This is a genomic window from Pseudomonas mendocina (assembly GCA_037482215.1).
GTDB lineage: Bacteria > Pseudomonadota > Gammaproteobacteria > Pseudomonadales > Pseudomonadaceae > Aquipseudomonas > Aquipseudomonas mendocina_E.
Window position 1 is genome coordinate 4,373,026 of the sequence record CP148074.1, and the last position, 15,716, is coordinate 4,388,741.

The 15,716-nt window shown below is 56.5% G+C and carries 14 protein-coding genes; 8 read left to right on the top strand and 6 right to left on the bottom strand.

From position 1 onward, the window contains the following. Nucleotides 1-2: 2 nt before the first annotated feature. From WG219_20175 to WG219_20200, 6 genes are read left to right on the top strand one after another with little or no spacing between them, the layout of a single operon-like run. Nucleotides 3-1,649 carry an ATPase, T2SS/T4P/T4SS family gene (locus WG219_20175; protein ID WXL25586.1) on the top strand — a complete coding sequence of 549 codons (1,647 nt, stop codon included), beginning with the start codon at nt 3-5 and terminating at the stop codon, nt 1,647-1,649. Next, on the top strand, nt 1,642-2,499 hold the full coding sequence (locus WG219_20180) for a type II secretion system F family protein (GenBank protein WXL25587.1): 858 nt from the start codon (nt 1,642-1,644) through the stop codon (nt 2,497-2,499). Before WG219_20175 ends, WG219_20180 begins: the two co-directional genes overlap by 8 nt. Before the next feature lie 2 nt (nt 2,500-2,501). Further along, nucleotides 2,502-3,380, top strand: a complete 879-nt coding sequence (locus tag WG219_20185) for a type II secretion system F family protein (GenBank protein ID WXL25588.1) — start codon at nt 2,502-2,504, stop codon at nt 3,378-3,380. Further along, nucleotides 3,380-3,724: a DUF192 domain-containing protein gene (locus WG219_20190; GenBank protein WXL25589.1), complete on the top strand. Its 345-nt coding sequence runs from the start codon at nt 3,380-3,382 to the stop codon at nt 3,722-3,724. The genes WG219_20185 and WG219_20190 overlap by 1 nt, the downstream gene beginning before the upstream one ends. After that, complete coding sequence (locus WG219_20195) at nt 3,712-4,146, top strand: tetratricopeptide repeat protein (protein WXL25590.1); 435 nt, start codon at nt 3,712-3,714, stop codon at nt 4,144-4,146. Before WG219_20190 ends, WG219_20195 begins: the two co-directional genes overlap by 13 nt. A 5-nt stretch (nt 4,147-4,151) precedes the next feature. Then, a complete protein-coding gene (locus tag WG219_20200; GenBank protein WXL25591.1) occupies nt 4,152-4,841 on the top strand; it encodes a TadE family protein in 690 nt (229 codons plus the stop codon). Nucleotides 4,842-4,946: 105 nt separating this feature from the next. Here WG219_20200 and WG219_20205 read toward each other — a convergent pair whose 3' ends face one another. From WG219_20205 to WG219_20215, 3 genes are all read right to left on the bottom strand, one after another. Beyond that, entirely contained in the window at nt 4,947-6,488 is a 1,542-nt protein-coding gene (locus WG219_20205) for a phosphoenolpyruvate carboxykinase (GenBank protein ID WXL25592.1), read from the bottom strand. Between the two features lie 160 nt (nt 6,489-6,648). Beyond that, nucleotides 6,649-7,536 carry an Hsp33 family molecular chaperone HslO gene (gene hslO, locus WG219_20210; GenBank protein WXL25593.1) on the bottom strand — a complete coding sequence of 296 codons (888 nt, stop codon included), beginning with the start codon at nt 7,534-7,536 and terminating at the stop codon, nt 6,649-6,651. Nucleotides 7,537-7,688: 152 nt separating this feature from the next. Beyond that, a complete protein-coding gene (locus tag WG219_20215) occupies nt 7,689-8,081 on the bottom strand; it encodes a S4 domain-containing protein (GenBank protein WXL25594.1) in 393 nt (130 codons plus the stop codon). A 164-nt stretch (nt 8,082-8,245) separates the two neighbouring features. On the opposite strand from WG219_20215, the gene WG219_20220 reads away from it, so the two are divergent. Together WG219_20220 and rimK are read left to right on the top strand one after the other, a co-directional pair. After that, nucleotides 8,246-8,647, top strand: a complete 402-nt coding sequence (locus WG219_20220) for an ATP-dependent zinc protease (GenBank protein ID WXL28057.1) — start codon at nt 8,246-8,248, stop codon at nt 8,645-8,647. Next, nucleotides 8,644-9,549 (top strand): 30S ribosomal protein S6--L-glutamate ligase, encoded by a 906-nt coding sequence (gene rimK / locus WG219_20225; GenBank protein ID WXL25595.1) that lies wholly within the window; start codon nt 8,644-8,646, stop codon nt 9,547-9,549. The genes WG219_20220 and rimK overlap by 4 nt, the downstream gene beginning before the upstream one ends. On the opposite strand, the gene WG219_20230 is transcribed toward rimK, so the two are convergent. The 3 genes from WG219_20230 to ompR all read right to left on the bottom strand — a co-directional run bounded on the left by WG219_20230 (nt 9,546) and on the right by ompR (nt 15,458). Beyond that, nucleotides 9,546-13,256: an EAL domain-containing protein gene (locus WG219_20230; protein WXL25596.1), complete on the bottom strand. Its 3,711-nt coding sequence runs from the start codon at nt 13,254-13,256 to the stop codon at nt 9,546-9,548. The two genes, rimK and WG219_20230, sit on opposite strands and share 4 nt — an antisense overlap. Nucleotides 13,257-13,404: 148 nt before the next feature. Then, nucleotides 13,405-14,718, bottom strand: a complete 1,314-nt coding sequence (locus tag WG219_20235) for an ATP-binding protein (protein ID WXL25597.1) — start codon at nt 14,716-14,718, stop codon at nt 13,405-13,407. Nucleotides 14,719-14,723: 5 nt separating this feature from the next. Next, nucleotides 14,724-15,458, bottom strand: a complete 735-nt coding sequence (gene ompR / locus WG219_20240; GenBank protein ID WXL25598.1) for a two-component system response regulator OmpR — start codon at nt 15,456-15,458, stop codon at nt 14,724-14,726. Nucleotides 15,459-15,716: the final 258 nt, after the last annotated feature.

A 15,716-nucleotide genomic window follows, 5' to 3' on the forward strand; every position in this document is an offset into this window, starting at 1 on the left:
CCATGTTTGAGATAGAAGTCACTTACAAGGATGGCCAGCCAGTCGACAAACTGAGCTGCGCCAGCGCCTCCTGCGAACTGGGCAAAGCACGTACCGGACTGGTCAGGCTGCGCGGCTGGAAAGTCGCGCCTGTCCATGCGCGCATTGAGCAATGCCTAGCGGGCCTGTTTGTTGAAGATGTCAGCCGCGGCTATGAGGTCAGGGTCAACGGCCAGGTCGTCAACCGGCATGGTCCGCTGGCACCGACCGATGTGATTGCTATCGGCGGCTACCATATCCGCGTCAATTCGCTGGAGCAGAAGGTCTGCGAAGAAAAAGTCCCGGAGGCTCACGAGCACGAAACGCTGGAGCTTGAGCCAGAAGACGAACTGCCTTACATGGAGTGGTCACAGTTCATCCACACCGAACTGTTCCGCGCCCTCGATTTACGCCGGATGAATTTGGATGATCTGGGCCCGGATGAAGTCCGTGAGACCCTGTCTGAACTTATCGACGGCATCATCGAACAAATTGCAGCACGACTGCCCGCAAACATAAGCACCGATGTACTTCGCAAAATCGTACTGGATGAAGCCGTCGGCCTCGGTCCATTGGAAGACCTGCTGGCAGACAAAACCGTCAGCGAAATCATGGTAAACGCGCACAACGACATCTACGTTGAGCGCGCCGGCCGCCTGGAACGGACACCGATCAACTTCAGCTCCAACGCAGCGGTTCTGTCCACCATCGAGCGGATCATCTCGCCGCTAGGCCGTCGTATCGACGAAAGCTCACCCATGGTCGACGCACGTCTTAAAGACGGCTCCCGGGTTAACGCCATCATCCCACCGTTGGCCCTGCGCGGTCCGTGCCTGACCATCCGTAAGTTCTCCGAGAAGAAGCTCACCACCGACGATCTGATCAAGTTCGGCTCGATCAACGAACCGATGGTGGAGTTCTTGCGTACAGCGGTAGAGCAGCGCATGAACATCGTGGTATCCGGTGGTACCGGCTCAGGTAAAACCACGCTGCTAAACATCCTTTCCAACTTCATCCCGATGGAAGAACGGGTAGTGACGGTGGAAGACGCCGCCGAACTAAAACTGGTGCAGCCTCACGTGGTAGCACTGGAAGCTCGCCCGGCTAACATGGAAGGTAAGGGGCAGGTCACCATCCGTGACCTGGTTCGAAACTGTCTGCGGATGCGTCCTGATCGTATCGTGGTCGGTGAGTGCCGGGGCGGTGAAGCACTGGACATGTTGCAGGCCATGAACACTGGCCACGACGGCTCACTCACCACCGGCCACGCCAACTCACCACGGGACATGCTGCGCCGCCTGGAAGTGATGGTGCTGATGGCAGGCATGGACTTACCGGTACAAGCGATCCGCGAACAAATCGCCTCAGCCGTGCAAATCATCGTCCAGCAAACCCGTTTCGGTGACGGTTCCCGTCGCATCACCAGCATCACCGAAATCACCGGCATGGAGCAGAGCACCATTCAGCTCAACGAAATCTTTACCTTCCAACAACAAGGTTTCGATGAGAACGGACGGGTTAAAGGCTATTACCAGGCCACCGGGCTAATTCCGGAGTTCTATGAAGAACTCCGCGAGCGCGGGATTGGGGTGAACATGGACATCTTCCGCACGGTACCGCGCCATGTCTGAGATGCTGCTTTATTTGTGTGCGTTGTTGCTGGCAGTGGCAGGCTTCGCCGCGGCCATGTTGTTGACGGACAAGGTCAGCGATCAGCTGGCCTTTTACCGCAGCCAGTTCTCCCGCAGTACCGAACTGGATATGGCGGATATGTTCATCTTCGCCAGCGGCAAACAGTTCTTCATCGCCAATGCCATGCTCATGGTATTGATTCCCCTGTTCCTGCACGTGGTGTTCGGCATCCTCGTCGTCACCATTGCCGGTGCGGTGCTGATGCTGTTCGTGCCAAAGCTCATCATCAACCAGATGCGCAAAACCCGCCTGAAGAAGTTCGAAGAACAACTGCCCGACGCCTTCATGCTGCTCTCCAGCAGCCTGCAATCAGGTGCCAGCCTGAACATGGCGCTGGAGAATGTGGTGCAGCAATCCCCTGCCCCGCTTAATCAGGAGTTCGGCCTGCTGGTCAAAAACATCCGCCTCGGTATCACCCTGGAAGATGCCCTGCTCAAGTTGGAAAAACGTCTACCTCTGCCCTCCTTCATCATGGCCAGTTCAGCGATTCGCATCAGCCGTGAAGTGGGGGGCAACTTGGTAGAAACCATCAACTCCATGGCCGCTATGCTGCGCCGCAAGCGAGTGATGGAAGGCAAGATCGACAGTCTGACCGCTCAAGGTAAAGCTCAGGGTACGTTCATGGCGATGCTGCCGATTTTCCTCGCCGGCATTCTCAGCGTGATTGAGCCGGAAGCCATGAGCCAGCTGTACACCACACGCAACGGCCTGATCGTGTTGACCGTCATGGTCATCATGGAAGTTCTGGGCTTCTTGTTCATTCGTAAAATCACCACGATCGACGCCTAATCATGAACGAGATCCTTGTCCTGCTCAGCAGCGCCAGCCTCGGCGTTACCGTCACCTGTACGCTGCTGCTGATCATTTCTCTGCTGTCGCTACTGCCAGACGAAAACCGCGCCTACATGGACCCGGTGCCCGGCTGGATTCGTCCGATCTGGCCGCTGGTACGTTTGGTCAGTCATCACTTTTGCAGCAACATGCCACCGCGAGTGATGGATAAGCTCGACGTCAAACTGCAAAAAACCGGTGCCCTTTATGTACTCACAGCCGAAGAGTTTCTGGCCCTGTGCATAACCATGGCCATCCTGTTTCCGCTGATTTCTATCCTGCCGATGGCCAGTGGTAAAAGCGGCATTATCTGGCCCGTGGTGTTGGTGATGATGCTTTTAGGTGCAGCCCTGCCGTGGATGTGGATAACCGACATGCACAAGCGCCGCGACCGCGACATTATCCGCAACCTGCCGGTGTTCCTCGAATACCTGACCATGTGCGTGGATGCTGGTCTGAACTTTCTTGGAGCCCTGCAACAGGCCGTGGACAAAGGCCCGGATGGCGCCATGAAAAATGAATTCCGTATTGTCCTGCGTGATATCCGCTCCGGCCTGCCCCGCGCAGAAGCCCTCAACCGCATGGATGAGCGGGTCAATCTGAAAGACCTGTCCACCTTTGTTCGCTCAGTCATCCAGGCTGAAAAAATGGGTAGCAGTCTGCGTAATACCTTGCAGATTCAAGCCCAACAGCGGCTTGAAGAACGCTTCCAGCGTGCTGAAAAAACCGCCATGCAAGCACCCGTAAAATTGATCATTCCACTGATCACCTTCATCTTCCCGCTGACCTTCGTGATCCTACTGTTCCCGATCGTGGTCAAATTCCTCGGGGAAGCCTGATGGCGCACAAGCTCTACCGCCCTGATGGCACATACGTTCCCCTTGAGCTAACCCTGGCTGATAGCCTCCTATCACGCCTTAAGGGACTGCTCGGGCGTGCAGGCCTAAATCCAGCCGAAGGCATTTGGATCAGTCCATGTAACTCGGTGCACTGCTTCTTTATGCGCTTCGCCATCGACGTGGTTTACCTGGACAGCAACCATCAGATTGTAGCGATCCGACCAAACCTGGCCCCATGGCGTATTAGCCTGTGCTGGAAAGCCAAAAGTGTTATCGAACTGGCCGCTGGTGAATGCCAGCGCCTAGGTATTACCCCCGGAGATAAGATCAAATGCGCCTCCTGAGCACCGTCATGCTCGCACTGCTGATCAGCGGTTGCGCAAACCTGCAGCCGAAAAATCAGATTATCGACCTGCAGCGCCAGGCTGATAACGCCTACTCACAGGGCGATTTCGCCACCTCAACCAAGCTTTACGGCCAGCTTGCGAAGAAAATGCCCACCGATGCAGGTGTGCGCTACCAGCTTGGTAACAGCCAGGCTCGCCAGGGCGATAACCAAGCCGCCATCGCCAGCTACCGCGATGCGCTTGTACGCGACCCACAGCACGCCCGCAGTTGGCATAACCTGCTGCAAGTACAACTTCGCGAAGCGAGTGTCACGGCCTCAGAAATGCGCCGCTACCTGAACGATCAGACACCGTATGCCGACAAGGCGCTACAGCGCGCCGATAAATTGCTCGAAGTCTTTCCGCAGGCGGAGGAGTAACCCCAATGAGGCGTCGTCAATCAGCCCAGGCGATGATCGAGTTTCTGATCATCATCCCCGTTCTGATCATGCTGATCTTCGGCGCTGCACAAGTGGCGTTTATTTATTCTGCAAAGAATGGCTTGAACTACGCCACGTTTCAGGCCGCTCGTATTGGTGCAATGAACCATGCCCTGTACAGCGATATGCGCCGCGGCTTAATTCGAGGCATGTACCCAATGTTCTCGCAGATCGACGACGAGAAAGAGCGCATGACACACACAGCCACCGAAGTGGACAACTTTGTGATGATCACGCGTATCAGCCCGAACAGCGAAGCCTTCGCACAGTTTGGGGAGGAGGTCGAAGCACTGGGCGCAAGCGCTATTCCCAATGACAACCTGATGTTCCGTTCACCTGCACAGGGGCCGGTCTCTATCCAGGATGCCAACCTGCTGAAGATCCGCGTGCAGTACTGCATGCGCCTGATCGTACCCATGGCGGAAAGGCTGTTCAGCTCGGCCTCTGCCTTCAATACCAGCAAAACCAGAACTGGCCTGAACGAAAACGCCCGCCTCAATCCAGACTATGAAGAGGTCTGTGGTGGACGTAACGGTTTCATTATCACCTCTGAAGCCACCGTGCGCATGCAGAGTGCTGCGATCAACGACGAAACCTATTGCAGCACCACCCCAAGAAAGCTGAACTGCCCGTAATACATGGAATTCCAAGCGACCTAGAGCAGCCCACTTCAGCAGTAATACACCCATAAAAAAACCGCCGATAATATCGGCGGTTTTTTGTTCAGCAGCTGCCGCGACTTACAGTTGCGGACCGGCTTTTTTGATCGCGTCGCTGACATCGAACTTCTGGAAGTTGTCGATGAACAGCTTAGCCAGGCCTTTGGCGGCCTCGTCGTAAGCAGCCTTGTCAGCCCAAGTGTTACGAGGGTTGAGCAGGTTGGTTTCAACGCCCGGAACAGCCTTCGGCACGTCCAGGTTGATGATTGGCAGGTGCTCAGTTTCAGCACCAATCAGCGCGCCGCTCTGGATAGCTGCAATCACACCACGAGTAGTCGGGATGTTGAAGCGCTTGCCAACGCCGTAACCACCACCAGTCCAACCCGTGTTAACCAGGTAGACCTTGGAACCAAACGCGTTGATACGCTTGATCAGCAGCTCAGCGTATACGCCAGCCGGACGCGGGAAGAACGGTGCGCCGAAGCAGGTGGAGAAGGTCGACTTGATGCCGCCGCCGGAGCCCATCTCAGTGGAGCCGACCAGTGCAGTGTAGCCAGACAGGAAGTGATAAGCAGCCTGTTCATTGTTCAGGATCGAAACCGGCGGCAGTACACCAGTCAGGTCGCAGGTCAGGAAGATCACAGCGTTCGGCTCGCCACCGAGGTTTTTCTCGCTGCGCTTCTCAACATACTCCAGCGGGTAAGCAGCGCGGCTGTTCTGAGTCAGGCTGTCATCGCTGTAGTCTGGAGTACGCTGCTCGTCGAGCACTACGTTTTCCAGAACGGTGCCGAACTGGATAGCTTTCCAGATCACCGGCTCGTTCTTCTCGGACAGGTCGATGCACTTGGCATAGCAACCGCCTTCGATGTTGAACACAACACCTTCGCCCCAACCGTGCTCGTCGTCACCGATCAGGTAGCGGGATTCATCAGCCGATAGGGTGGTTTTACCGGTGCCAGACAGACCGAAGAACAGGGTTACGTCGCCTTCTTCGCCAATGTTGGCGGCGCAGTGCATCGGCAGTACGTCTTTTTCCGGCAGCAGGAAGTTCTGCACGGAGAACATGGCTTTCTTCATTTCACCGGCATAGCGCATGCCAGCGATCAGCACTTTCTTGGCGGCGAAGTTGATGATCACGCAACCATCAGAGTTGGTGCCGTCACGCTCAGGCACGCACTCGAAATTGGCGACGTTCAGCACTTGCCACTCATCTTTGCCGCTCGGGTTGTACTGAGCAGGGTTGATGAACAGCTGACGGCCGAACAGGTTCTGCCAAGCAGTAGCAGTGGTCATTTTGACCGGCAGGTAGTGTTCTTCAGCAGAACCAACATGCACGTACGATACGAAGCTGTCTTGAGCATCGGAGAACGCCTGAACGCGATCCCACAGTGCGTCAAACTTGTCGGCCGGGAACGGACGGTTGATCGCGCCCCAGGCGATCTGCGCCTCGGTGCTCGGCTCTTGCACGATGAAGCGATCAGCCGGCGAACGACCAGTACGGTGGCCGGTACGCACTACCAGCGCGCCATTGGCGGCCAGTTCACCCTCACCGCGACGAAGGGCTTCTTCGACCAGTTGGGCAGCGCTAATGTCTGTGTACACGGCGTTGTTGGCTTGCGTCATGAGGTTCCCCGTCGGCCACTAGGCCGAGTCTTACGAACGTTTGTAGTGCAAATTTAACACTACTACATTGAAAAAAGTGCGCCGGATTATGCCAGAAAAAAGCACGCTGCGGGTGCAGTCTCTATTCAAATCGTACCGGCGCGGTTCTCTTGCACTTATTTTAGTGGCGCGTATCCGAGGGTGCCTCGGTACTGCCGTCAATGAACAGCTGGAGCACGTCAGCTGCATCAAATAGGTAACGCTGGTTGCAGAACTGGCAGTCGATTTCTACGCTGCCTCCGTGTTCACGCACCAAGGCCTCAGCATCCGTCTGGCCCAAGCTGATCAACGCCCGACCGGAGCGCTCGCGGGAGCAGCTGCAGCGGAACTGTAAACCGCGGGGGTCGAACAAACGCAGGGCGTCCTCATGGTAGAGGCGATGCAACAAGGTTTCATTGTCCAAACTGAGCAATTCTTCAACTGTCAGGGTATCGGCCAGAGTCGCCGCATGCTGCCAGCTGGCCTCTCGCTCGTCCGGGTCAGTGATCCGGTCGGCAGGCAGTTGCTGCAGCAGCAATCCGCGCGCACGCTGGCCATCAGCGCTCAGCCAGAAGCGCGTTGGCAGCTGCTCAGAGGTCTGAAAATAAGTAGTCAGACATTCAGCCAAGGTGTCGCCGTCGAGATCAACGATGCCCTGATAACGCTGGCCGAGCTTGGGATCGATGGTCATGGCCATCACGCCGTCTGGCATCAGTTCGCGCAGAGTGGCATTTTCCGCAACTTGGTCGGCGTCGTAACGGGCGATCCCCCGCACATCCCCATCACTGGAGACTTCTACCATCAGCGTAGGTACCGCGCCGCTTGAGCGGGTCTGCAAGATCAGCAGTCCGTCAAACTTGAGCGTGCCGATGAGCAACGATGCAGCGGCCAACAGCTCACCCAGCAACTGGGCGACTGGTTGCGGATAGGGATGCTTGGCCAGGACGTGGTGGTAACTGTCAGTCAGGCTGACCAGCTCGCCGCGAATGTCACTGTCATCGAACAAAAAGCGTTGGGTAAAATCAGACATGCCAGCTATCACTGAATGTAACGTGGCCGGCAATTTTAGGCGCAAACGCGCCATTGACCAAGCGCCTCTTAGCTATCGGCTGCGCGGGTAATTTCTATTACCCCACCCTGAGCCCAGTCGGAACGCGGCTTGCAGGGCATCGGCAGGGCCTTTCAGCCCTGCAAATCGTGAAAGTTCAGAATTTGCCGACGCTGTTTCTTGGTCGGCCGCCCGTCGGTTTGCACACCCAAGGCCCCAGCTTTGCGCTGCTGCGCAGCGGCCTCGCGCTTGGCAATGCTTTCTGGCGTTTCGCAATACAGCAGTTGCGCTTCTGGTGCACCGCGACGCACCACGGATAAAGCACGCACCACAATGGTGCGATCATCAAAACCAGTGCGGACGACATACTCGTCCCCAACCTTGGGCTCTTTGCCAGGTTTGCAGCGTTCACCACGGTGGTGCACTTTACCACCTTCGATGGCGGCCTTCGCCAAGGCGCGGGTTTTGTAGAAACGCGCGGCCCAGAGCCATTTGTCCAGCCGGACTTTGTCGTCGTTATCGTTCATTGGGTATCCATCACGCACAGTGCTCTGGCAGGCATTTTGCCTGATGCAGTTGTCATAAGCGCCTACTAGAATGCTTTGGAGACTATCGGATGGAACCTGTGAAAACCACTTATCTGCCTAACGTTATTGGCCTGCGTGAATGGATTAACCTGCCTGAACTGGGCATGGTGGGCCTGCGTGCCAAAATCGACACAGGCGCCAGCACGTCTAGCTTGCATGCTACAGACATTCAGGTGTTTGAACGCGCAGGTGAACAATGGGTGCGTTTCACCGCGCACTTAGGCACACTGGTGCAACGTCGCCATCGCTGTGAGGCGCCGCTTGTTTCAGTGAAAACGATCAAGAGTTCCAACGGCCAAAGTCAGTCTCGTTATGTCATACGCACCCATTTGGCGCTCGGAGAACAGCAGTGGCCAGTAGAGTTCACCCTGGCCTGCCGCAAAACCATGCGCTATCGCGTGTTGCTGGGCTCCAAAGCGCTGGTGGCAGGTAATCTGCTGGTCAATCCGGCCCTCTCCTACGTGCAATCCAAACCCTTACTTGCCGACTCTTCTGGTGCCGAATGAAGATTGCTGTGCTGTCCCGAAACCCCCGCTTGTATTCCACCCGCCGTCTGGTAGAGGCCGGTCAGGCCCGGGGCCACGAGATGGTCGTTATCGATACGCTGCGCGCTTACATGAACATCGCCAGCCATAACCCACAGATTCACTACCGCGGCAAAGCCCTTGAAGGTTTTGATGCGGTGATTCCTCGCATCGGCGCCTCAGTGACGTTTTACGGCTGCGCGGTGCTGCGCCAGTTTGAAATGATGGGTGTGTTCCCGCTGAACGAGTCGGTCGCCATTGCCCGCTCGCGGGACAAACTTCGCTCGCTGCAACTGCTGTCCCGACGAGGCATCGGCATGCCAGTCACTGGCTTCGCCCACTCGCCGGATGACATCGACGACCTGATCCAAATGGTTAACGGCGCACCGCTGGTGATCAAGGTGCTAGAAGGCACTCAAGGCATCGGCGTGGTGCTGTGTGAAACGGCTAAAGCGGCTGAGTCAGTAATTGAGGCTTTTATGGGCCTGAAACAGAACATCATGGTGCAGGAGTACATCCAGGAAGCCGGTGGTGCAGACATCCGCTGTTTTGTCGTGGGTGATAAGGTCATCGCAGCCATGAAGCGGCAAGCCAAGCCCGGCGAGTTCCGCTCAAACCTGCATCGCGGTGGGACTGCCAGCTTGATCAAAATCACTCCGGAAGAGCGCAAAACCGCCATTCATGCAGCAAAAGTGATGGGGCTGAGCTTGGCCGGAGTGGATATTTTGCGCTCCCAGCGCGGCCCGCTGGTGATGGAAGTCAACTCCTCCCCTGGTCTTGAGGGAATCGAAACCACTACGGGTAAGGACGTGGCTGGACTGATTATTCAGCACCTGGAAAAGCATGCGGGCCCCAACCTGACACGCACCAAAGGGAAAGGTTAGGTGGCAGGCTCCGTGTGGGCCTGTACTAACCATTGGGTAAACTCTTCCTCACTCAGCGGGCGACTGAAATAGTAGCCCTGGCCCAGCTCACAGCCCTGCTCACGTAAGCAGGCCAGTTGCTCCTGACTTTCGATGCCCTCTGCAACACACTCCAGCCCTAGGTTGCGGGCAATGACTAGAATCGTCTGCACAATCATCAGGCCATTGCCATCGGCCGCATCCATATCCCAGATAAAGCTGCGGTCGATTTTCAGGCGATCCAGCGGCAGGCGCTTGAGGTAGGTCAGCGAGGAGTAGCCCGTGCCAAAGTCATCAATGGAGAAGCGCACGCCAAGCGTTTTCAGGGCCTGCATGTTGCTGATGCACTGCTCAACATCTTCGACCAGAACACCTTCGGTGATCTCAAGCTCCAGTGACTGCGGGGCAATATTGTGGCGCTGCAAACAATCGCGAACACGAGATACGCAGTTCCGCTGACGCAGCTCACGAGGGCTGAGATTAATCGCCAGAACGAAGTCCGGCCGCATGACAAGCCATTTATTGAGTTGCGCACACGCTTGCTCAAGCACCCAAGTGCCGAGCTCCTCGATCAGTCCGGTCTCTTCTGCCAAAGGAATGAAGTCTCCGGGCATAACCTCGCCACGCTCAGGATGCCCCCAGCGCAGCAGCACTTCAGCACCGGAAACACGGTTACTGTGCAGTTCCAGCTGAGGCTGGAACATAAGCCTTAACTGGCCACGCTGTACCGCCAGCCGCAGCTCGTTTTGCATCTGCAATCGCTGGTCGATAACCGCCTGCATCTCCGGGGCAAAGAAGTGAAATGCATTACGCCCACCCTGCTTGGCCTGATACATAGCCGTGTCTGCTTGTTTCAGCACATCTGACGCAGCTTGGCGCCCCAACGGGTGCAAGGCGATACCGATACTGGCGCTGATGGACAACTCATGACCATCAATCCAGCAACTGCGATCCACCAACGCTTTAAGTAGTTTCTTTGCGGTGATGGCAGCAGATTCGGCAGCCACCTCCGGATCTTTATCCAGACCTTCGAGCAACACGACGAATTCGTCGCCGCCCATCCGCGCGAGCGTGTCCTGCGCTCGCAAGGCACTGACCAAACGTAGCGTGACCTCTCGCAACAACCCATCACCGACTTGGTGCCCGAGGCTGTCGTTGACTGTTTTGAAATGGTCCAAGTCAATGAATAACAAGGCCCCCGTTGTGCCTTCGCGCAACTCACGCTGCATAGCGTGCTGCAAGCGGTCCAAAAGTAAACGTCGATTGGGCAGTCCTGTGAGCTCGTCACTGTAGGCTAGCCGCTCAATCTCTTGCTGATAGTGCTGGCGCTCGGAGATATCCATCACCGATCCACGAATCAATACCGGCTCACCTGGCATACGTACCAGCCGCACTTCGCAGGGGATATTGCGACCACTGCTGTCACGGTGAAGCCACTCGAAGACCGGCGCGCCTCCAGCAATCGCTTGTTCCAGTTGTAAGCGGCCATATTCTTGGGACGGCCGGCCATTAGCCTGTTTGGCCGGGCTCAAATCAAACAGTGTCTTAGTGGTGATAGCCTCACGGGTGTAACGCAACAGTCGCAGAGTGTTCTCATTGCAGTCCACCATCCGCCCTTGGACATCGACCAACATGATGGCTTCAGGCGCATTCTCCACCAACGTACGGTAGCGCGCTTCGGCCTGAAGTCGGCCACTGATGTCTTCGACCAATAACAGAAACATCCTCACCCGGCCGGTACTGTGGCGCACGGCTCGCAGGCTGACTCGGGTATGCACGAGACTGCCGTCAGCGCGGCGGAAACGTTTTTCCAACTCAAACCCTTCACGTTCTCCGCCGTGCACCTGATCGAGCAGAGACCGCTCAATAACCAACTCTTCCTCAACTGAAAGCGACGCCCACGTACACGTCATCAAGTCATCGTGACTGCGACCAAGCATGCTGCAGAAACGTTGGTTGACCTCTTCCCAGGCAAAGCTCGGACTGGTCATGGCCATGCCGATTAGCGGCGCTTCAAAAAACAGGTTGAGGCGCTCATCCCGTTCGCGCAGCTGTTGTTCAGCAAATTTGCGCGCGCTGATGTCCTGGATCGCGCCATAGATGCGAACCAACTCGTTTTCATCCCACTCAGTGATGCCCCGCAAGCGCAACCAACGTGACTTACCCTTAGCGGTGAGAATCCTCACTTCAAAGTCAAAATGATCCTGTCCGCGCCCAGAAACCAATTCCGCCAGTTTCGCCTCCGTCAACTCCCGACTACTGGTGTCCATGTAGCTTAGGGCCCCTGTCAACTGAGGCGTACCTTGGCCGGGGTCAAGCTCATAGATACGGAAGCAGCCAGCACTCCAATCCATGGTTCCTGATGGCAGGTTAAGCACCCAGCCGCCTAAGTCAGCAATGTTTTCTGTTTGGCTGAAGAGATAACTCTGCTTGAGCAGCTCATCGCTTTGCGCACGCACCTGACTGGCCAACTGCTCCCGCGCTGTAACGTCAGACTGCATGACTACAAAATGGCTGATACCGACATCGTCGTAGATAGGCGAAAGCGTTAACTGCGCCCACATTGACTGAAGATCCTTACGATAGAGGCGCAAGACCACATCACAAGCAATGCCATCTTCAATGGCTTGACGCAGGCGCATGAAGCCTTCTTGCTGGCGATCCTCACGCACCAGAAAGTCCCAGCTTTTTCCTATCGTCTCGGCGTTGGAGTAGCCGCTCATGCGCTCGAAGGCAGGGTTGCAATAGATCAACGGCATATGCGGCTGACGCACGTCGACGATCACCACCCCCAGAGGGCTCGCGTCCAGCGCCAAATGGGCCAATGAAAGTTGCTCTTGCATTCTGGAGCTACGCGCTAATGACTGGCGCAGATCGCTCAAGCTTCGACCAAGAAGAAGGGAGGCGAGTGTGAAGAGCAACACCCCCAAATGCAGATTCATGCGCTGCGCATCAGCCCATGGGGCAAAACCCACCCACTCACGTAAAAAGGGCAAGCTGATGACCATAAGCGCACTGAGTGCAGCGCCACACAATGCACCGGGGAACCCCCACTTCAACGCGAGGGCAAACAGCATCATGCCGAACAGTGGCAGATTGAGTTCCAGATAGGTGTTGGCCAACATCCATGGCATAGCGATCAACAGGGCTAACAGGAGTAGCCCAGGCGGCAGTTTACTCAGGTTTTCCTGCAACGGTTCAGCGCTGCTGACAGGACCATTGATCAGCCAGCCCCGTTTCTTCAGCCAAGGCGTAAGGTAGACCAGAAGAATTGTCCCACCCCCAAAGGCGACGAGACAGCTCATCAACCACAATGTCAGGCTCGCCGTCGGCAGTTGTGCTAGCTGTAAACCGTACTGGGCCCAACTCACCAGCATGCCCCCGAAGCACAGGGTCGTTGCAGGCAGCAATACGCCCCAAAGCATGTAGCGCACCAAGTGACGAACGCTCGGCACAGTTGGATCAAACAACCGCAGATAAAGAAGCAACCAGGCCAAGCCGAGTGCGGTGGTCATAGGCAGCGCACAAAGCGCAGCCGTTTGCCAACTTAAACCGTTATAGACACATGACAAAATGCCACTCAGGTAAGCCGCTGGCAGCACCCGCGGCCCCCACCAAATCACCAGCAGGACACCCAGGGCAAAAGGCAGATACCAAAGCGCCACACCGCTCATAAAGGGTGTGGCCAAGGAAAACCCAGTAGTCAACAGGAGCAATGGTAAGGGGATTAACCATGTCCAAAGCGAACGGTAAACTGAGACTGCCGGCATGCTGACCTCGAGACGGTACTACCGAACAAGCATAGACGAGCAACTTAGGCCCGCATGCTACCTCGAATCAAGCAGCATCGCGTGGTAATAACAACCCCAAAGGCAGACAAACTCTGGCTTCCAGACCACCCCCAACCCGGTTGCGCAGCTCTACGCTGCCGCCGTGAAGGGCGGCAATGCGTTTAACGATGGCCAATCCCAGACCAGTTCCCTGCCCACCACGAGCCCGATCACCACGGATGAATGGATTGAAAATATTGTCGAGTTCAGCAGGATCAATCCCAGTGCCTCGATCAAGCACGCTGATCACCACATAGGGCGCGCTGTGATCACCGGAAACCGATGCCAGCACTTCTACCTGATTACCGCCATAACGCAGCGCATTCTCAATCAGGTTGACCAACAGGCGTTTGAAGGAAATCCGCCGCAGAGGAAATGCAGGCACTGGCTCGAGATACAGACGTACCACTTCCCCTTTTTGATTGTAGGGCGCAGCGACTTCATGGATCAGCTCGCGCACATCCAATTCTTCCAGTGGCTCACCGCTACCATCGCGAATAAAGGCCAGGAACTGATCAAGAATCGCGTCCATGTCTTCAATGTCGCGGACCATGTCTTCGGTCAGCTCAGAGTCTGTGTCCAAAAACTCCAATGACAAGCGTAAGCGAGTCAGCGGTGTACGCAAATCGTGGGATACCCCAGCCAACATCAACTCACGCTCACGGGCCGCCTGCTCAACATCCTCCGCCATTTGGTTGAACGCCCGGTACACCTCGGTCATTTCACTGGGCGTATCACTAATCGGCAGGCGCACACTGCGCCCCTTACCCAGTTGGCGAGCCGCAAATACCAAGCGTTTGAGCGGGGCATTGAGCTGACGCACAAAAATCCAGGCAGCAGCTGTCGAGAGCAAGCCAATACCAAGGAACCAGCCCAGCACGCTCCAGATTTTCTGCCCGCGTAATGGGTGCGGATACAACGGCACGCGCAACCAGTCATCACCCAGCGAAGGCGCCCTGACCCACAACGCAGGCGGGTTTAAAGCACGCACCCGGACCTCGGTGTCCGGCCCCAGCTCCGAACGCATTTGCTCTTCGAAGATTTCACTGTAGGGCCAGTGCTCTTCAGTTTCCGGCACATCACCGGCGGCCACCCACTGAAGGCCTGCAGCGCGACCAATCACATCCCGCGCATCAGGATCAGCCGCCCAATACGCACGGATAGTCAGGGCCGCACCATGGCTGTACTGGCGGTCCACCAACACGTCTTCGTTGATCATCAGATAGACCAACGTCAACGCCTTGGAAAACAGCACGACGATCAGCACCAGCCACAGCGTGCGGGCGAAGAAGCTCTGCGGAAACCAGACAGGTGCCTGCATCAGAATTACTTATTGCCGTCCGGCACGAACACGTAACCCACACCCCAGACTGTTTGGATGTAGCGTGGCTTGGAGGGGTCCGGCTCGATCAGGCGGCGCAGACGGGAAATCTGCACATCAATGGAGCGCTCCAGCGCATCCCACTCACGGCCACGGGCCAGGTTCATCAGTTTGTCGCGGGTCAGCGGCTCACGGGCATGCTGCACCAGCGCCTTGAGAACGGCGAACTCACCGGTGGTCAGCATGTGGACTTCATCGCCTTTACGCAGCTCGCGGGTGGCCAGGGACAGCTGATAGTCACCAAAGCTGACGACCTCATCCTCACTGCCCGGCGCCCCCGGTACAACCGGCGCCTGGCGACGCAGTACCGCTTTAATACGCGCCAACAACTCACGCGGGTTGAATGGTTTGGCCAGATAATCGTCAGCGCCCAGCTCCAGCCCCTGAATACGGCTGGCCTCATCGCCCTTGGCGGTGAGCATGATGATCGGCACCTGATTGTTCGACTCACGCAGGCGACGGCAGGCGGACAAGCCATCCTCACCCGGCAGCATCAGATCCAGCACCACCAGATTGAACAGCTCACGGGCCAGCAGGCGGTCCATCTGCTCGACATTCTCAACCGCACGGACACGATAGCCCTGCTCATCAAAAAAACGCTCAAGCAGACGACGCAGGCGTGCATCGTCATCAACGATCAGGATTTTTTCGCCTTCGGCAGGCAGCGCAGTGTTGCTCATTCACAACTCCTTGTTCAGACATCCACAGGCACAAATGCGCAGGTGGTGTGCAATGGGCGCATTATGGCCCAGGTGGCTCCACTCAAGGCTAGGCCATTGTTAGCAGATTTTTCCCCGATGGTTTCCGGAGAAGGCCTGAGCAATGTTTATAATGCGGCCCTTTCGCGTCCGGCCTGCCGGTGCAGTGCCGTTTTGTCGTCACAGGGCTTTTTTGAAAACCAGCGCTTCAGCCCGCGGTTTTCGGGAGCCTTACATGAG